The 19,308-nt window shown below is 30.5% G+C and carries 19 protein-coding genes; 5 read left to right on the top strand and 14 right to left on the bottom strand.

Going from position 1 to position 19,308, the window contains the following annotated elements:
* Positions 1-2: 2 nt before the first annotated feature.
* The 6 genes from BTO07_RS11470 to BTO07_RS11445 all read right to left on the bottom strand — a co-directional run bounded on the left by BTO07_RS11470 (position 3) and on the right by BTO07_RS11445 (position 4,711).
* Entirely contained in the window at positions 3-428 is a 426-nt protein-coding gene (locus BTO07_RS11470; protein ID WP_087521360.1) for a hypothetical protein, read from the bottom strand.
* Positions 429-501: 73 nt separating this feature from the next.
* The gene (locus BTO07_RS11465) at positions 502-1,551 is read right to left on the bottom strand and encodes a zinc metalloprotease (RefSeq protein ID WP_087522626.1); all 1,050 of its coding nucleotides are present in this window, start codon (positions 1,549-1,551) and stop codon (positions 502-504) included.
* A gap of 220 nt (positions 1,552-1,771) precedes the next feature.
* Entirely contained in the window at positions 1,772-2,986 is a 1,215-nt protein-coding gene (locus BTO07_RS11460; RefSeq protein WP_087521359.1) for an aminotransferase class V-fold PLP-dependent enzyme, read from the bottom strand.
* 73 nt (positions 2,987-3,059) lie between these two features.
* A complete protein-coding gene (locus BTO07_RS11455; protein WP_087521358.1) occupies positions 3,060-3,329 on the bottom strand; it encodes a hypothetical protein in 270 nt (89 codons plus the stop codon).
* A gap of 6 nt (positions 3,330-3,335) precedes the next feature.
* Entirely contained in the window at positions 3,336-3,920 is a 585-nt protein-coding gene (locus BTO07_RS11450; protein ID WP_087521357.1) for a hypothetical protein, read from the bottom strand.
* Positions 3,920-4,711 (bottom strand): hypothetical protein, encoded by a 792-nt coding sequence (locus tag BTO07_RS11445; RefSeq protein ID WP_087521356.1) that lies wholly within the window; start codon positions 4,709-4,711, stop codon positions 3,920-3,922. Before BTO07_RS11445 ends, BTO07_RS11450 begins: the two co-directional genes overlap by 1 nt.
* Positions 4,712-4,862: 151 nt before the next feature.
* Here BTO07_RS11445 and BTO07_RS11440 point away from each other — a divergent pair, with 151 nt between their 5' ends.
* Positions 4,863-6,182: a serine hydrolase domain-containing protein gene (locus BTO07_RS11440; protein ID WP_087521355.1), complete on the top strand. Its 1,320-nt coding sequence runs from the start codon at positions 4,863-4,865 to the stop codon at positions 6,180-6,182.
* Between the two features lie 5 nt (positions 6,183-6,187).
* Here the strand turns inward: BTO07_RS11440 and BTO07_RS11435 are convergent, their stop codons facing one another.
* The 8 genes from BTO07_RS11435 to BTO07_RS11400 form a co-directional block, all read right to left on the bottom strand.
* Complete coding sequence (locus tag BTO07_RS11435) at positions 6,188-6,391, bottom strand: hypothetical protein (RefSeq protein ID WP_087521354.1); 204 nt, start codon at positions 6,389-6,391, stop codon at positions 6,188-6,190.
* 94 nt (positions 6,392-6,485) lie between these two features.
* Positions 6,486-7,799 (bottom strand): Fe-S cluster assembly protein SufD, encoded by a 1,314-nt coding sequence (gene sufD / locus BTO07_RS11430; RefSeq protein ID WP_087521353.1) that lies wholly within the window; start codon positions 7,797-7,799, stop codon positions 6,486-6,488.
* Between the two features lie 145 nt (positions 7,800-7,944).
* Positions 7,945-8,697, bottom strand: coding sequence for a Fe-S cluster assembly ATPase SufC (gene sufC, locus BTO07_RS11425; protein ID WP_087521352.1), 753 nt, complete (start codon positions 8,695-8,697; stop codon positions 7,945-7,947).
* A gap of 78 nt (positions 8,698-8,775) precedes the next feature.
* Entirely contained in the window at positions 8,776-10,224 is a 1,449-nt protein-coding gene (sufB, locus tag BTO07_RS11420) for a Fe-S cluster assembly protein SufB (protein ID WP_087521351.1), read from the bottom strand.
* A 14-nt stretch (positions 10,225-10,238) separates the two neighbouring features.
* Positions 10,239-10,568, bottom strand: a complete 330-nt coding sequence (locus BTO07_RS11415; protein WP_087521350.1) for a HesB/IscA family protein — start codon at positions 10,566-10,568, stop codon at positions 10,239-10,241.
* Between the two features lie 215 nt (positions 10,569-10,783).
* A complete protein-coding gene (locus BTO07_RS11410; protein WP_087521349.1) occupies positions 10,784-12,355 on the bottom strand; it encodes a S41 family peptidase in 1,572 nt (523 codons plus the stop codon).
* Positions 12,345-12,773, bottom strand: a complete 429-nt coding sequence (locus BTO07_RS11405; RefSeq protein WP_087521348.1) for a deoxycytidylate deaminase — start codon at positions 12,771-12,773, stop codon at positions 12,345-12,347. Before BTO07_RS11405 ends, BTO07_RS11410 begins: the two co-directional genes overlap by 11 nt.
* Positions 12,774-12,997: 224 nt before the next feature.
* Positions 12,998-13,591, bottom strand: a complete 594-nt coding sequence (locus BTO07_RS11400; protein ID WP_087522625.1) for a HupE/UreJ family protein — start codon at positions 13,589-13,591, stop codon at positions 12,998-13,000.
* A gap of 291 nt (positions 13,592-13,882) precedes the next feature.
* On the opposite strand from BTO07_RS11400, the gene nirB reads away from it, so the two are divergent.
* The 4 genes from nirB (at position 13,883) to BTO07_RS11380 (ending at position 19,294) form a co-directional block, all read left to right on the top strand.
* Complete coding sequence (gene nirB / locus BTO07_RS11395; RefSeq protein ID WP_087521347.1) at positions 13,883-16,396, top strand: nitrite reductase large subunit NirB; 2,514 nt, start codon at positions 13,883-13,885, stop codon at positions 16,394-16,396.
* A gap of 99 nt (positions 16,397-16,495) precedes the next feature.
* Entirely contained in the window at positions 16,496-16,873 is a 378-nt protein-coding gene (gene nirD, locus BTO07_RS11390) for a nitrite reductase small subunit NirD (protein WP_087521346.1), read from the top strand.
* Between the two features lie 9 nt (positions 16,874-16,882).
* Entirely contained in the window at positions 16,883-17,467 is a 585-nt protein-coding gene (locus BTO07_RS11385) for a DUF4202 domain-containing protein (RefSeq protein WP_087521345.1), read from the top strand.
* Positions 17,468-17,482: 15 nt separating this feature from the next.
* A complete protein-coding gene (locus BTO07_RS11380) occupies positions 17,483-19,294 on the top strand; it encodes a sensor histidine kinase (protein ID WP_087521344.1) in 1,812 nt (603 codons plus the stop codon).
* Positions 19,295-19,308 lie beyond the last annotated feature (14 nt).

The raw sequence follows: 19,308 nt of genomic DNA, 5'->3' as shown, positions 1-19,308 counted from the left end.
ATTTAATTCTCAACCTTTTTTGCTTTTTTAAATATATTATAAAGTGGCGCTAATTCTTTTGGTGGGTTTTCATGATCAAAATCTGAAGACGTAAATACATTAGTGTTGGTCTTTATTGTAAAATTAGCACTTAAAGCTCCATCTGTAAAGCGCCTATTTGAAGGAGCTTTTAAACTTGATATTTCTTTAAGGTTTAATTTATTAGCTTCTTCTTGTATCTTTTGTTGTAGATGTTTGCTTAGAACTAGTGTTTTATCCTTTGAATTCGTTTTATATTTAACTGAATCATTTTTATAAGTGATACTTAGTGAAGTTCCTCTTGTGTGTGCAACATATTGCACTTCGATAATTTTATTAGAATCTTCCTGCGCTATGCAGCTAGAAAAAACAATTAAAAGTAATAATGTGATCTTTTTTAATAGTTTCATAATGTTTATTTAAAATTTAAATATAAAAAAAGACGTCATAAAGACGTCTTTTTATTTTTTATTTATGAGATAATTAGTTTCCTGCCATAGAAGCTCTTGCTCCTCCAGAAGTAAAAATAGCTCTCATTCTATTACGTTGACCATCTGTAAACATATACATACAAGCATCATAAGTATAATCCATATAATTCATTGTCATGTCAGCTGTTTTACAACTTATAGAAGGAAATGTAGGACATCCTCCATTTGAAGAATCTGCAGATGGAGTATCAGCAACGAAATCGTCTTGACGACATCTTCCGTCTCCCCAAATGTGACGTAAATTGAAATAGTGACCAACTTCATGAGTTGCTGTTCTACCAGCACCATAAACACCACTTGTAACACCGAAATAATCACCACCTAAAACTACACCATCAGTTGATGCAGCTCCACCTGGAAATTGTGCATATCCTAAGATTCCACCACCAATATTACATACCCAAATATTTAAATGAGTCTCTGGAGTAATAGGAGGGTAAGCAGATTTTACTGAATTATTAGTTCCCCAAGAAGATGTAGCATCATCATGTCTAAATGTTCCAGCTAAAGTGAAACTAAAACCTGCATCTGTTGCATCATTAGCAAATGTTGTACCTGAAGGTAATTGATTAACATTTGTGCTAGAAAAATCTGAATTTAATACACTCATTTGAGAAGTAACCTGTGAGTTACTAATACTACTAGCATTTGGATAAACAATATGAATATAAACAGGAATATTAACAACACCTAAGTTATCAGCTACAATAGTAACATCTACATCAGTATCTCCACCACCACCATTTGATCCACCACCACCGGTTGGTTTACCTTTTGCAGTATGCTTTCTAGTGTGAAGTTCAGCATTGTACATTTTTTTATATAATCCCGGGTTTTCTTTTAATTGTCTATTCAATTCTTGCATTGAATAGCATTTATCATCATCATCTTTAGAATTGGTTTTACTTTCGTATTGATCTGTAAAAAGATAGAAATCACTCATATCTACTTTAGACTGTTGTTCATTTGGAGTGTCAGTACTTTCTTGACATCCAATAAAAGTTCCTGCTGCTAAAAGCAACGCTAATAATCCTTTTTTCATCATGTTTAGTTGAGATTTTTGGGGTTAAATAATTAGTTAAATTTAGTTAAAATTTTATGACATCATCAGTAGTTTTGTTTAAATAATAACAAAAAACACTTTATGTGTTTAAAATTTTAAAGATACGAATATACACTTTTTTTGTAAATAACAAAATTTCGAACAAAAAAATACCTTTAGAGGTTCTCTAAAGGTATCGTTTTATTAAAATAAAATCTTTTTAAGACAACATCATAGTTGCTCTTTTTACTCCAGCAACTAAAACATCTATTTCTTCTTTTGTATTGTAAAAAGAGAACGAAGCTCTTATGGTTCCAGGTATTTTATAAAAATCCATAATTGGTTGTGCACAATGATGACCAGTTCTAACAGCAATTCCTAATTTATCTAAGATAGAGCCAATATCATAAGGATGAATTTCATTCACATTAAAAGAAATAACAGCCGTTTTATTAGAAGTTGTTCCGTATATTTTTAACCCTTCAATTTTTAATAATTCTTGCGTTCCGTATTCTAAAAGTTCGTTTTCATAAGATGCAATCTCATCGAATCCCACTGAGTTTAGATAATCTATTGCTGTTCCAAAAGCGATTCCTCCACAAATATTTGGAGTTCCTGCTTCAAATTTATGAGGCAAACCTGCGTATGTCGTTTTTTCGAAACTAACAGTTTCTATCATTTCTCCACCACCTTGATAAGGAGGTAATTTTTCTAACCATTCTTGTTTTCCGTATAATAATCCAACTCCTGTTGGACCACATAATTTATGAGCAGAAGCTACATAAAAATCTACATCTAAAGCTTGTACATCTGGTTTAATATGAGGTGTTGCCTGAGCTCCATCAATTAAAACAGCCGCATTTACTTTATGAGCAGCATCAATTATTTCTTTAATTGGGTTTACGGTTCCTAATGCATTTGAAACGTGGTTACAAAAAACAAGTTTTGTATTTTCATTTAACAAAGTATGATATACATCCATTTGTAAAGAACCATCTTCATTCATTGGAATTACCTTTAAAATAGCGCCTGTTTTTTCACATAACATTTGCCAAGGCACAATATTAGAATGATGTTCTAAAGCAGAAACGATAATTTCATCACCTTTATTTAAAAGTGAAGCAAAACCAGATGCAACCATATTAATACTATGTGTTGTACCAGAAGTTAGAATGATTTCATACGCCTCTTTTGCATTAAAATGTTTCTGAATTTTAATACGTGCTTCTTCATATTTGTCTGTAGCAATTTGACTTAAAGTATGAACACCTCTATGAATATTGGCGTTATAGTTACTATAATAATCAACAATAGCATCAATAACTATTTGAGGAGTTTGTGAAGTAGCAGCATTATCAAAATAAACCAAAGGTTTTCCATGAACGGTTCTTTTTAGAATAGGAAAATCTTCACGAATTTTATCAACATTTATCATACGAAGTCAGTTTAAAAAGCAAAGATAAAGTTTGAATTTTTAAACTTGGAATAAAGCTTATAAGAATTTCTTATTACACTACTTTAGAAACCAATTTGACTAAAAAACCAACTCCGTTTTGAATGTTTGAAATTGCTGAAGCTTTATCATTGTTAGATAAAGAAGCGTTATTTATTTCTTTTAAAACAGCTAAAGCATTGGTGTTACTAATATTACTTTCAGATATAAATGTATCTATATCAGATGTTTTTAAGCTTGTTAAACCCGCTAATTGGCTTTTAAATTCAGAATCTGTTTGTGAAACTGCTTTTTCTGCTAAGGCACTCCAATCTATATCGCTCATAACTGCTTATTTTATTAGTTTTTCTATTTTTAATAATTTACCCATTCCCAAACCTGTTTTATTCAATAGGCTGTCTAACTTGTTTTCTATTTGTCTAAAATTTAATTTATTACCTGTTAGTTGGTTGATTTCTGCTAAAGCAGTTTGTTCTGCATTTTTTTCTTTTACAGCAGAATTGATTAAATTTTGTAAAGATGAGGTAGCTTTAGAATATGAAATGAAGTTTGTATTTAACCCAGAAACTATTTTTTGTTGTTGATTTAATAATAAATCTTGCAAAGAGTCTCTTTTTCTATTAATAACAGGGATTATTGCTTCAATAATATTTGGTAATTCTTTTTTGTAATCTAAATCTTGTGGCAATAAGTTTTGATATTTTTTAATAATAGCTGGTGTGTATTTATTAGTAATAAATGTATTTAAACGTGCCCTTTTTTCATTAAACAATTGGTTTACTAAAGAGATGTTTAATTGATGCATAGCGTCGCCTTCATCAATTACGTTTTTGCTGAGTGTAGCTGTAGCATTTGGAATACTTGCACACGATAAAAAGAGTGCAGTTGCTATTAGTAAAAGTGTATTTTTATACATTATTTTATAGTGTTTGGTGAAATGAAGATGCCTTTTATTTTATCGATGATTCCTTGTAGAATACTAAAAATAGCATCCGAAGAAAAACCACCAACTAAAGCAAGAATACTTTTGTTAAATAAATTAATTTGTTTAGGATCTTGTGTGTAAAAAGAAATGATTTCAGACATGATTAAACCTGCTATAACTCCTAAAATAATTTGAGATAAATAGCCAATTGCATTCTCTGGAATTAGAGAACCTTTTTTTAGCGAAAGACTTACTTCTTTTAATAGAAAAAATAACACACCTAAACCAGCCACAGAACTTAAATAACCAATATTTAATAATAGAGAAATACCACTATTATCCATCATTCCTTTATCTAAAGAATCATTATTTACCTCTGGAGACATTCCTGTAATTACATAAGTAACTAAAAAGAAAAGTGCCAATAAAATTAGATTTCTTAGTAAAGGTAGTTTCCTGAATATTGATTTTCCATTACTATCTTTATTTAATTTTTTAGTATAAACAATAGATTTTGGAGTTGCAGGTGCTACGTTTTTACACAATAGATTGTGTGCATTTATTAAATCATCCACATTACTATTTTGAATTAAAGAATTTACATCAGTGTTTACTGTAATTCCGTTAAAAATAGCAAAAGACAACATATTATTTATTTCTCTACTTAATTCGGTAATTACTTCTTCAGAAATTCCGGAACTTAGTTTTGCTGGTGTCTTTGCTGTGGAAGTAGAATTTGTGTTCGGTTTTGTTGTGTCTGTATTTGTAGCTATCGAGGTCATGTTTTTTGTGATATTATTGATGGAGTTAAAACTAATTAAATCAAATAGTTATAGTTTACATGTAAACCCCTCATTTTAAATTCAAGTATTTCTACGGATTAAAAAGAATGAGATTTAAATCCCTATTTTTACGTACTTAAACTTCTAGTTAATGAAAATTTTTAAAAGACTTTTGCTATTATTACTTGTATTCGTTTTAATTACAGTGATTTATAACTATTCAAAGCTGAATATTTTGGCAGGTTATTCTGCAAAAAACACCGCTTCTTCTGTGTTTGTAGCGAATAGAACTTTAGTGTTTACAGATAGTACAGATAATAGTTTTTCACCAGTAAACTTAGCTTCAGATGAAGTTGATTTAAAAACAAATACGGCAACATCTTCTGTTTTTGGATTATTGACAAGAAAGGCAGTAATTAGAAAAGGTTTAGGAAGTGTTTTAACATTAGAAAAAAGTGATGAAACGGCAGATTATTTAATTCCTAAAAGAGCAGCTGCAGATAATACAACTCCATATCCTTTTGGAAATGGACCTCAAAAAGATACTGTGTTTGCAAATGTTAATTATCAAAAACTAAATCTAGCTGTTGATTCATTATTCCAAAAAAGAAATAAATCTAGAGCAGTTATTGTAATTTATAAAGATCAAATTATTTCAGAAAAATATGCGGATGGTTTTACAAAAGAATCTAAAATTTTAGGGTGGTCTATGACCAAAAGTATTCTAAGTACAGTTTTTGGAGTACTGCAACATCAAGGTAAAATAAATGTACAAGATAAAGCGCCAATAGAATCTTGGCAAAATGATGCACGTAAAAATATTACCATCAATAATTTATTACAGATGAATTCTGGTTTAGAATGGGATGAAAATTATGATAAAATTTCTGACGCAACTAAAATGTTATTTCTAGATAGAGATATGACTAAGATGCAAGAAAACAAACCGTTGGTTGGTAAACCAAATCAATCTTGGAATTACTCTTCTGGAACCACGAATTTATTATCAGGAATTTTAAGAAGTCAGTTTAAAACACATCAAGAATATTTAGATTTTTGGTATTCAGACTTTATTGACAAAATAGGAATGAGCTCTATGGTCTTAGAAGCCGATTTAAGTGGTAATTACGTAGGTTCTTCTTATTCTTGGGCAACTGCGAGAGATTGGGGTAAATTTGGATTGTTATATCTTAAAAATGGAAATTGGAACGGAGAAGAATTGTTTACTAAAGATTGGGTAGATTATATTACAACACCAACACAAACTTCAGAAGGAATTTACGGAGCTCAATTTTGGTTAAATGCTGATGGTGGTTTTAAAGACGTTCCTAAAAACATGTATTATTCAGATGGTTATCAAGGACAAAGAGTCTATGTTTTACCAGATAATGACATGGTAATTGTGCGTTTTGGCTTGAGAAATTTTGATGAAAATGAGTTTTTGAAAGGGATTTTAGAGAGTGTAAAGTAACTATTTTAGCTCTTTCCTTTCGCTAAACTAAATACTAAAGCAACAATTCCAAGCGCAATAGTAATATAAGAATTTGTATTATCTTGAGACTTTACTAAATCTAAATCACCAATAGAAATTTGAGTTTCTGGTTGAATCATTGTGTAAATTCCGTACACTAATAAAATAATTCCTGTTACTAATAATAAAGTCTTAATTGTTTTGTTCATAATTTCAGTTTTTATAAAGTTACAAAAAATAAATAAGCACAAAAAAACCACGCAAATTGCGTGGTTTATATTTTATAAAATATTCATTTTCTTCTTAAAGATCAAAACCAATATTAACGCTTAATTTATCTGCGATTAACTTCGTAATTCTGTCTTTTACTTCTGGTATTTTAACGCTTTCTAAGACAGTATTCGCAAAAGCAAACATTAATAATGCTTTTCCTTCTTTCTTTGGAATACCACGTTGTTGCATGTAAAATAATGCATCATCATCTAATTGACCAATAGTACAACCGTGAGAACATTTTACATCATCTGCAAAAATTTCTAGTTGAGGTTTTGCATTAATGGTTGCCTTATTACTCATTAAAACATTATTGTTTTGCTGATAAGCATTTGTTTTCTGAGCTTCTTTTTCAACAATTACTTTACCATTAAAGACTGCCGTAGAACGTCCATCATAAATTCCTTTATAATCTTGATGACTTTCACAATTTGGCTCAATATGATGCACTAAAGTGTGATGATCTACATGTTGTTTTCCTTCAATAATTGTAATTCCTTTTAAGATAGAATCTATATGCTCTCCTTTTTGATAAAAGTTTAAGTTGTTTCTAGTAATATTTCCTCCAAAAGAAAAAGTATGTACAGAAACCACACTATTAGATTTTTGTTCTACATAAGAATTATCAACTAAAGATGCATTATCAACATCATTTTGAATTTTATAGTAATCTACAAAAGCTCTTTTGTTAGCAAAAATTTCTGTAACTGCATTTGTTAAAACTGGGTTACTCGTTAAACTTTGATGACGCTCAATAATTTGAACATGAGAGTTTTCACCTACAATAATTAAATTTCTTGGTTGCATCATTGTTGCAGCTTCAGAACCTGTTGTAAAATGAATAATCTGAATCGGTTTTTGTACCTCAACATTTTTAGGAATGTTAATGTATGCTCCTTCAGTTGCAAAAGCAGTATTTAAAGACGTTAAATTGTCTTGTTTTGCAATTTTATTGAAGTAATTATCAATAATTGCTTTATATTTTGGCTTATTTAAAGCGGCAGACATTAAACAAACGTCTATGGTGTCGTGTGTTGTTTCTGATAAAAAAGAACTGTATTTTCCATCGATAAAAACAACTTTGTAAGTATCTATATCATGAATAAAATACTTTTTTACATCTGCTAGTTCAACAGCATTATCTTTGCTAGGAAATAAACTGTAATCTTCTTTTAAAACTGAGTTTAAAGAAGTGTATTTCCAATCTTCTAATTTCTTTGAAGGAAATCCTAAATCCTCGAAATTTTGAAGAGCTTTAGAGCGAATTTCATGTACATCAGAATTGGTGTCTACATGATTTTCAAAAGCAACGTATGATGATAATAATTTATCTTTTAATTCCATTATTTCAGTCTTCAGTTGTCAGTCTTCAGTTGGCAGTTTACCAATTGAATGTATAAATTGCTTTTAATGACTAACTATTTTAATTTTATTTCTGTTTTAGCATGCAGTTTTTTTGACTGCAAACTGCTACTGATTTACTGCGAACTTATTTTACAAGTTCTTGTTTAATCCAATCATATCCTTTTGCTTCTAATTCTAAAGCTAAAGAAGCGTTTCCACTTTTCACGATTTTTCCATCATGTAAAACGTGTACGAAATCTGGTACGATATAATCTAATAAACGTTGGTAATGCGTAATAACAATTACAGCATTGTCTTTAGATTTTAATTTGTTAACTCCGTTTGCAACAATACGTAAAGCATCAATATCTAACCCAGAATCTGTTTCATCAAGAATAGCTAATTTAGGCTCTAACATTGCCATTTGAAATATTTCGTTACGTTTCTTTTCTCCTCCAGAAAAACCTTCGTTTAAAGAACGAGATAAAAATTTACGGTCTATTTCTAATAATTCAGATTTCTCACGAATCATTTTTAACATGTCTTTTGCAGGCATGTCTTCTAAACCTTTTGCTTTACGAGTTTGGTTAATAGCCGTTTTAATGAAATTGGTAACAGAAACTCCAGGAATTTCTACAGGATATTGAAAAGATAAAAACACACCTTTATGTGCTCTTTCTTCTGGCGCTAATTCGCTAATATCTTGCCCTTCTAGTTCAATAGACCCAGCAGTAATTTCATAATCATCTTTACCAGCAATGATGTTTGCTAAAGTACTTTTTCCAGCACCATTAGGTCCCATAATAGCGTGAACTTCACCTGCTTTTACTTCTAAACTTAAACCTTTTAAGATAGATTTATCATCTATACTCGCTTGTAAATTTTCTATTTTTAACATTCTCTTTATGCTATTCGCTTTTAGCTTTTGGCTATAAGCATTATTTAAAAATTGATATATTTTATAGTTGGTAATTAATTATCCAACACTTCCTTCTAAACTGATTTCCAATAATTTTTGAGCTTCAACAGCAAATTCCATTGGTAATTTATTTAAAACTTCTTTACTAAATCCGTTAACAATTAATGCAATTGCTTTTTCAGTGTCAATTCCACGCTGGTTACAATAGAAAAGTTGGTCTTCACCAATTTTACTTGTAGTTGCTTCGTGTTCTATTTGAGCTGATTTATTTTTTACTTCTATATAAGGAAACGTGTGTGCTCCACAAGCGTTACCCATTAATAAAGAATCACATTGTGAAAAGTTACGTGCATTTTCTGCTCTTGCGCTTACTTGTACTAAACCTCTATAACTGTTTTGAGAATGACCTGCAGAAATTCCTTTAGAAATAATGGTAGACTTGGTATTGTTACCCAAGTGAATCATTTTTGTACCTGTATCTGCTTGTTGATAGTTATTAGTTACTGCAATTGAGTAAAATTCACCAACAGAGTTATCTCCTTTTAAAATACAAGAAGGATATTTCCAAGTTACAGCAGAACCTGTTTCTACTTGTGTCCAAGAAATTTTTGCGTTCTTTTCGCAAATTCCTCTTTTAGTTACAAAATTGTAAACTCCACCTTTTCCTTCTTTATTACCAGGATACCAGTTTTGTACCGTAGAATATTTAATTTCAGCATCATCCATTGCAATTAATTCTACAACAGCTGCGTGTAATTGATTTTCATCTCTACTTGGTGCAGTACAACCTTCTAAATAAGAAACATAACTTCCTGCATCTGCAACAACTAAAGTTCTTTCAAATTGTCCTGTTCCACCTTCGTTAATTCTAAAATATGTAGATAATTCCATCGGACATTTAACTCCTTTTGGAATGTAACAGAAAGATCCATCAGAAAAAACTGCCGAATTTAATGCTGCATAAAAGTTGTCTGTTGTTGGTACAACAGTTCCTAAATATTTTCTAACTAATTCTGGATGTTCTTGAATTGCTTCAGAAATAGGCATAAAAATAATACCTTTTTCCCCTAATGTTTTCTTAAAAGTAGTGGCTACAGAAACAGAATCCATAACAATATCTACAGCAACATTAGCTAATTTTTTTTGTTCATCTAAAGAAATTCCTAAACGCTTAAAAGTGTCCAATAATTCTGGATCAACTTCATCTAAAGAGTTTAATTTCGGCTTTTCTTTTGGTGCAGAATAGTAAGCGATGTCTTGAAACTTTGGTTTTTCATAATGAACATTTGCCCATTCTGGTTCTTCCATCTCTTTCCAAACTCTAAATGCTTCTAAACGCCAATCAGTCATCCACTGTGGCTCGTTTTTCTTTTTAGAAATTGCGATAACAACATCTTCGTTTAACCCTTTTGCAAAAGTTTCACTTTCTATATCTGTATAAAAACCGTATTTATATTCTTGGGTTTCTAATTCTTTTTCTAAATCGTCTTCAGTATATTTTGACATTTTTTTCTTAAATTTTAAAGTGAGAACGATTCCCCACAACCACAAGTTCTGTTTGCGTTAGGATTATTAAATACAAATCCTTTTCCGTTTAAACCACCAGAGTATTCTAAAACGGTTCCTACTAAGTATAAAAAGCTTTTTTTATCGACAATGATTTTTATACCATTTTCTTCAAAAACTTTGTCGTTTTCTTCTTTCTTGTTATCAAAAGTTAAATCATATGACAAGCCTGAACAACCACCACTTTTTACACCAACTCTTACATAATCTTTTGCAGCATCAAAACCATCATCCGTCATTAATTGGATGACCTTTTTCTTTGCTATGTCTGAAACTTTTATCATAATTTTAAATAGATTAAATCTAAATAGGTTGCAAATATACAATATAAGTCGAATAAAAATTACAAACTTTCATTATCAAACCTAATATAACAATTGGTTTTATTGATTGCGGGCACTTATCGAAATAAAAGGAGGAACGAGTTTGAAGTTTTTTCACATAACTTATTCACTATCTATGGGTTTAAATAGTTTTCTTCTTTCTAAAATAGTATTGATTAATTAGAGCGCTCTAACTCTAATACTTTTTGTATCATTTTGTCATCTTGATGAATAATTCGATAATAACCAACATCACCAAAAAGTGTATTTGCTATGGATGCTCTTAAGTATTTATTTAAACCTTGTTTGGTTTTAAAAGAAGGTTTTGCGGTGTCCTTAATGTCCGATAAATAGCTGTCAAAAATAGTTTCATCTTTATCAAAACCTGTAACAAAGCTATCTATAGTCCATTTTTCTAGAGATTTTCTATTGTTATCCACATATTCAAAAGCAAAATTATTTACTGAATTAAAGTAGAAATTAGACATATAAGAAGTCGTGTCTATTGCTACAAAAACATCAGGAATAATACCTCCACCACCATAAACAACTTTTCCTTTTGGAGTTGTAAATCTTAAAGAATCTATTACTTTTATACTGTCTTTACTTAACAACTCTCCGTTAGTAATTCTTTTCTGATAATCTTTATAGTAATTTTTATGACCGTTTTTAGCATATGGTTTTTGAATTGATCGACCTGTTGGAGTATAATAACGTGCAGTTGTTAAACGTACTGCAGAACCATCTCCTAAATCCATTTCTATTTGCACCAATCCTTTACCAAAAGAACGACGACCAATAATGGTTCCTTTATCATTGTCTTGTAAAGCGCCAGCAACAATCTCTGAAGCAGATGCAGAGTTTTCATCAATTAAAACATACAAACCACCTTTTTCGAAACTCCCTTTTGAGGTTGCAAAAGATTCTTCAATCTTGTTTTTATTGTTTTTTGTAAAGACGATTAGCTTATCATCTTCTAAAAATTCATCAACAATACTGTTTGCAATGTCTATAAAGCCACCACCATTTCCACGTAAATCTAACACCAAATCTGTCATTCCATCATCAATTAAGGTGTTTAATGAAGATTTGAATTCTTTATACGTGTTTCTTGCAAAACGATCTAGTTTTATATAACCAACACTATCGTTAACCATATATGCTAAATCAACACTTTTAATATTTACTTTTCCACGAGTAACATCAACAATAAAAAGAGAATCGTTACTTTTTCTATAAATTTGAAGTGCAACCTTAGTATCTGGTTCTCCTTTTAAATACCCAGGAACTTTGTTGCTAAACATGTCTTTGCCAAATAAAGTGTCTTTATCTGCCATTAAAATTCTATCTCCAGCCTTAATACCAGCTTTTATACTTGGTCCACCTTTTATGGGTTGAATAACAGTTATTGAGTCGTTTATCATTCTAAACTGAACGCCAATTCCTACAAAATTACCTTGCATACTTTCTTTAACGGCTTGCAAGTTTTCTTTCGGTATATATACAGAATGCGGATCTAACTTTCCTAACATTTGCGTAATTGCACCATCTAAAAGACTTTCTGTATTTACAGTATCTACATAATCTTTTTCAATAAAATTGATAAGCCTCTTTATCTTCATTTCTTGTGAAGAATTTTTATTTAAAGACAGCATATCAGTAGGACTTCCGTTTAAAGAAACGCCAATGATCACTCCAAAAACAACGGCTAAAGAGAAATATATAGGAAGATTGTTATTATTTTTCATAAGGTAAATGCATAATTTCTACGCCAGCTTTTTCTAAAAAATCGATTCCAGAGGTATCTCTGTATGAGTTTGCAAAAACAACACGTTTTATTCCTGCTTGATGAATTAATTTACTGCATTGTATACAAGGCGATAATGTAATATATAACGTTGCTCCGTTTGTAGATTGCGTAGAAGATGCAACTTTTAAAATTGCATTGGCTTCTGCGTGTAAAACTTCCCATTTTGTAATTCCGTCATTGTCTTCACAACAATTATCAAACCCAGTTGGAGTTCCGTTAAAACCATCAGAAATTATCATTCTGCCTTTTACAATTAAAGCACCTACTTGTTTGCGTTTACAATGAGAGAGTTTTCCCCATTCAAAAGCCATTTTTAAATAAGCACTATCGTATTTTAATTGTTTCGTATCAGTCATCAGAACGAAAGTAAAAATATTTGTAGAAATAAGACGTTAATAATAAGACAAAATTTATATGAATTACAATAAGTTAGAGAAAAAGTTGTTTTTGGGCGTTACCTTTCAGGTCGGGCTTTCACTACTCGCTTTTTTTGAAAAAACAAAAAAGAGCTCAAACAAGCCGTTCAATCCCTAACGCAGCTTACTTGAAAACAAAAGTTAAAAACCGAAACAATTTTATTTTACCAAAAAACTCTATTTAACATCATTTGTATAGAAAAACCAACTACTATAGATGAACAAACTAAAATCCAATCTCTTTTTGTTACATTAATAAAGTTTTGAAGCAGCGTACCAATTACCAAAATACCTAAAACAATAATTATCTGAGCAGCTTCTATACCTAAAGCAAATTCTGATAAAATTAATAACTTATTATCATCTCCAGAAACCAATCTTGAAATATAACTAGAAAAACCTAATCCGTGAATTAAGCCAAAAAATACAGCAAAAACTAAATTGGTATTTTGTTTTCCTGCGGATGATTTTTTAGCTGTAAAGACGTTTACAACACCAGTTACAAATATGGTAAAAGGTATTAAAAACTCAACGATCTCTGTGTTTTTTTTATTCATTTCGAATAATAAATCATAAGCAGATAAAAAGAGAGTTAAAGTATGACCAATTGTAAATAAAGTAACTAACCAGAGTACTTTTTTAAACTGATTAAAGCTAAAAACAACGGCTAAAACAATTAAGAATAAGATGTGATCGTAAGCAGAAAAGTCTAACACATGGTTAAGACCCATTTTAAAATAGAGGATGAAATCGTTCATTTTTTTAATTTTAGAGGAATCCAAAGATATTAAAAAGGATTCACTAATAAATTAAATCGCAAAAAAATCCTCTTGGCTCTTTTTCGGGATTTCTGTTGAAATTGCCATTCTCGTGAAAACGGGAGTCTAAATACAGAATTCCTATTTCTTAGAATTCAATTTTATCGATAATTCATTTAGAGAGTATTATTTTTTCAAAATGATAAAAATTTAATTTCTACGTAAAAAACAACTATTTATTTATATAAAAATAAGTAAAAATACTTAGTTTTGTGTTTTAAATACGTAGTTATGAAAACAATTATTGTAGTTGGTAATGGAATGGTAGGTTATAAATTTTGTGAAAAATTTGTAGCAGCTTCAGAAAATGAAAATTTTAAAGTGATTGTTTTTGGTGAAGAGCCAAGACCTGCTTATGATAGAGTTCATTTAAGTGAGTTTTTCGAAAACCAAGATGCGAAAGCTTTAGAAATGGCTCCTGCAGAATGGTACAAAGAAAATGGTATCGATTTAATTGTTGATGAAAGAGTTTCTGATATCCAAAGAAATACTAAAAACATCATTACGGCAAAAAATAGAGTCTTTAATTACGACTACTTAGTTTTAGCGACAGGTTCATCGGCTTTTGTTCCGCCAATTAAAGGTGTAGAAAAAGAAGGAGTTTTTGTGTATAGAACCATTGAAGATTTGGAAGGAATGTTGGGGTATGCAGCAAAACTGAAAGAGAAGAATCCAAATGCGAGAGCAGCAGTTTTAGGTGGAGGTTTATTAGGTTTAGAAGCTGGTAAAGCTGTTATGGATATGGGTTTAGAACCTCACATTGTAGAGTTTGCTCCTAAATTAATGCCAAGACAATTAGATGCAAGAAGTAGTAAGGTTTTACAATTAAAATTAGAATCAATAGGATTAAATATACATTTAAGTAAAGCAACCAATCAGATTTTAGGAGATACATCTATCACAGGAATGGAGTTTGGAGAAGATGATGTTTTAGATGTAGAAATGTTAGTTGTTTCTGCAGGAATTCGTCCAAGAGACGAGCTTGGTAAAACATCTGGATTAGAAATGGGCGTTCGTGGAGGAATTGTAGTTGATAATAAAATGCAAACTTCTGACGAAAACATTTTTGCAATTGGAGAAGTTGCATTGTACAATCAAATGATTTATGGTTTAGTTGCTCCTGGTTATGACATGGCTGGAGTTGCTGTAAACCAAATCATCGGTAATATAGAAGAATTAATGCCAGCAGAAATAGATATGTCTACCAAATTAAAATTAATTGGTGTAGATGTAGCAAGTTTTGGAGAGCCATTTATGCCTGCATCAAAAGGACATTCTGTGATTTTTGAAAACAAAACACAACATTTATATAAGAGGATTAATGTTAGTTTAGACGGTAAAAGTCTTTTAGGTGGAATTTTAGTTGGAGATGCATCAGACTATAATATGTTGCATCAAGTATTTTTAAACGGAATGGCAATTCCAGAAGATGCTGCACAATTAATATTACCAGCAACAGAAGGAGGCGCTTTTGGTAGTGCATTAGATTTGCCAGACGAAGCTCAAATTTGTTCTTGTGAAAACGTTAGTAAAGGTCAGATTTGTGGAGCTATTAAAGATGGTTCTTGCGAAGATTTATCGGGTGTTATTTCAGCAACTAAAGCAAGTACAAGTTGCGGTGGTTGTAAACCAATGGTTACAGATTTAGTAAACGAAGCTTTAAAATCGCTGGGTAAAACAGTTAAAAATGTAATTTGTGAGCATTTCGATTATAGTCGTCAAGAATTATACGGAATTATAAAAGCCAAAAAATTAACTTCTTTTAATGAAATTTTAGATACTTGTGGAACAGGACATGGTTGTGAAACTTGTAAGCCTGCGGTGTCTTCAATTTTAGCAAGTTTATATAACGTAACGCCAAATAAGGATGATGTTACACAAGATACAAATGATAAATTTTTAGCCAACATTCAGCGAAACGGAACGTATTCTGTAGTACCAAGAATTGCTGGTGGAGAAATTACTCCTGAAGGTTTAATTACGTTAGGTCAAATTGGTTCTAAATACAATTTATACACAAAAATTACTGGTGGAGCTCGTATCGATTTCTTTGGTGCAGAGTTAAATGATTTACCTTCAATTTGGAAAGAATTAATCGATGCTGGTTTTGAAAGTGGACACGCTTATGGAAAATCGTTAAGAACTGTAAAAAGTTGTGTAGGTTCTACTTGGTGTCGTTATGGTTTAGATGAAAGTATTTCGTTTGCAATTGAACTAGAAAATAGATACAAAGGTTTGCGTTCTCCTCACAAAATAAAAGGTGGAGTTTCAGGTTGTATTCGTGAATGTGCAGAAGCTCGTGGAAAAGATTTTGGTGTAATTGCTGTTGAAGGTGGTTGGAATTTATATGTTGGTGGAAATGGTGGAGCAACACCAAGACACGCTCAATTATTAGCAGAAAAAATAGACAATGAAACTGTCATTAAATATTTAGATCGTTTCTTAATGTACTACATTCAAACTGCTGCTCCGTTAATGAGAAGTGCTGCTTGGTTAGATAAATTAGAAGGCGGAATTGAGCAATTGAAAAAAGTTGTTATTGGTGATAGTTTAAACATCAATGTAGATTTAGAAAAAGAAATGCAATTTCTAGTGGATGCTTACGAATGTGAGTGGAAACAAGCGATTGAAAGTGAAGAAACTAAAAAACGTTTTAATCATTTTGTAAATTCAGATGATAGAGATGATAACTTAGTATTTGTTCCTATGCGTGATCAAAAAATGCCAGAACACTGGAAAAATTAAGAATAAAAAACGTTGTCAGTTCGAGTGAAATTTCTTTTTCAGAAATTTTGTATCGAGAACATATCAATTAGAAATATAACAGGTTTAATAAATATATTTATGGATTCATTACTCTTAAAATACAAAACAGTAAAAGAAGCAGATGTAAAAGTTTGGTTTAAAGCTGCTGCAGTAAGTGCATTTCCAAAAGATGGTGGCGCTTGTGTAAAATATAAAGATTTACAAATTGCTATTTTCAATTTTTCAAGATTAGATAAATGGTATGCTTGTCAGAATTTATCACCAGAAAAACAAGAAATGGTTTTATCTAGAGGTATGTTAGGCGATCATAAAGGGATTCCTAAAATTGCGTGTCCTTTGCATAAAAAAACATTTTCATTAGAAACTGGAGAAAATTTAAATGCAGATTTAGACCCTATTGCTATTTATCCTGTTAAGATTGAAGGAGAAAATGTGTATATTGGCTTCTCTGAATAAATACAAAAAATGAAGCCTACAAGATTTGAAACTGCCATTGCAATTATTGATAAAAAAAATGCTGAAGATACAACTACGTATCAAGTCGCAGATATAGAGTATCCTAAAGAGTTATTGTATTCTCAAAGGATGACAAGAAAGTTACTTCAATTTGATCCAAATGCATCTAAAGCACTTCAGATTGCTGCAAGAGGACAACATATTTGTCGTTGGAAAATTGCGAGAAAAGAATATCCAATGGATAGAGTAGGATATTTAAAATGGCGTGAAGAATTGAAAAAAATGCACGCAGATCTTACTGGAGAAATCTTAGTGCAAGTTGGTTTTGATGATCAGTTTGTAGATAGAGTTCAAAAGATTATCTTAAAGAAATTTATCAAGAAAAATGAAGAATCTCAAACTTTAGAAGATACTATTTGTTTGGTTTTTCTAGATTATTATTTTGATGAATTTGCAGCAAAACATACTGATGAAAAAATCATCGATATCCTTAAAAAAACGTGGGTAAAAATGTCTGATAAAGGACATGCAGCTGCTTTAAAAATTCCTTTTTCTGAAAAAAGTTTAGCATTAGTAAAACAAGCTATTTCATAATAACTGTAATTTAAAATGACAAAAAAAGGCAATTCATTAGACCAAAGAACGTTTAATAAATTAAGCCGTTTATACATTATTGCTTTAAGTGCAATTGCACTTTCTGTAATTATTAGTCAGGTTTTAGTCCGTAATCATTTAAACAAACAACAAAGCGATTCTACAGTAATAAACGTTGCTGGTAGACAGCGTATGTTGAGTCAGAAATTGACGAAAGAAATTGTTTCTCTATCTGTTTATTCTGATGAAAAAAATAGAGTTCTTCTTAAAGAAAATATTAAAAAAACATTGTATTTATGGGAGTTATCTCATAAATCTTTGCAAAAAGGAAATGATAGTTTAGGGCTTCCTAAACAAAATAGTATTGCTATAGAAAGTAAATTTATAGCAATCAATCCTGTTTTTGATACTATTCAAAAAGCATCAAAATCTGTCATTCTAAAATTAGAAAATAAACCTTTAATTTCTATTGATGAATTAGCTTCTGATATTAAAAAAGTAACCAGTAATGAAGGTTCTTTTTTATTGATGATGGATGCAATTGTGAATCAATATGATGTAGAAGCTGATGAAAAAGTTGCTTGGTTAAGAACTTTAGAATTTTCATTAATGATCTTAACACTATTAATTCTTTTTGGAGAATTTTTATTCATTTTTTGGCCAACAGCAAAATCAGTAAAAGCAACATTAGCAAAATTATTATCAGCGGAAAAGGAAGCTAAACAGATGGCTTTTAATGCAGACGAATTAAGTATTTCTAAAGAAAAATCGATTAGAGAATTACGTGCTTTAAGTCAGGCAATTGATGAAACTTTATTGTTTGCCAGAATTTCTCCAAATGGAGATCTTATTCATATGGGAAATAAGTTTTCACGATTGTTTAAGTTTTCAAAATTCAAGAAAGAAATTTTCTTTTGGACTATTTTATCGAGTAATGAAAACGAGCAATTATTAATTGAAGATTTAATTAGTAAACATAAAAAAACGGGTTGGCAGGGAGAAGTAAAAGCAACCATAAAAGGAGGTGAAGACGTTTGGTTAGAAATGTCGATTGTTCCTTATAGACCAACTGAAGATAAATCTGAATTATTAATTATAGCTTCAGAAATTACTGCAAGAAAAGAAGGGCAAATAGAGATTGAAAGACTGACAAAAGAGAGTTTTGAGGAAAAAATGAGTCAGCAAAAAATAATCTCAAGTAAGATTATTGAAAATCAAGAAAAAGAACAAAACAGAATTGCCAAAGATGTGCACGATGGTATTGGGCAAATGTTAACTGGCTTAAAATATAATTTAGAAAGCATCAATATAAATGATGTTGAAAAAACGGCTTCAAAAATTGAACATTTAAAAGAGCTCACAACCAATATTATTAAAGGTGTTAGAACTGCTACTTTTAATTTAACGCCACCAGAATTATCTGATCACGGAGTTGTGCCTGCAATTTCTAAATTAACCAAAGAATTAGGGAAGTTAACAGGAAAAGAAATTTTGTTTTATAATAAAACAGATTTCAATGAACGTTTAGATTCGCTTGTAGAAATTAATATTTATAGAATTGTACAAGAAGCTATAAATAATGCTATTAAATACGCTGAATCTTCTCATATTTTGGTCTCACTTTCTCACAGTAAAAATATACTAAGTATTGTGATAGATGATGATGGTAAAGGTTTTGAACCATCAAAAGTAAAGAAAGTAAAAAATGGTGATGGAGGAATGGGAATGACTTTTATGAAAGAAAGAATTAAATACGTAGAAGGTAGATTGTTCTTAAATTCTGAATTAGGACAGGGAACTAGAGTTACTTTAAATATCCCAATTTAAAAAATACGTAGTTT

The sequence above is a fragment of the Polaribacter sp. SA4-12 genome (assembly GCF_002163675.1).
GTDB lineage: Bacteria > Bacteroidota > Bacteroidia > Flavobacteriales > Flavobacteriaceae > Polaribacter.
The sequence above is the reverse complement of the archived record's forward strand: the minus strand, read 5'-3'. Positions and strand labels throughout refer to the sequence as shown.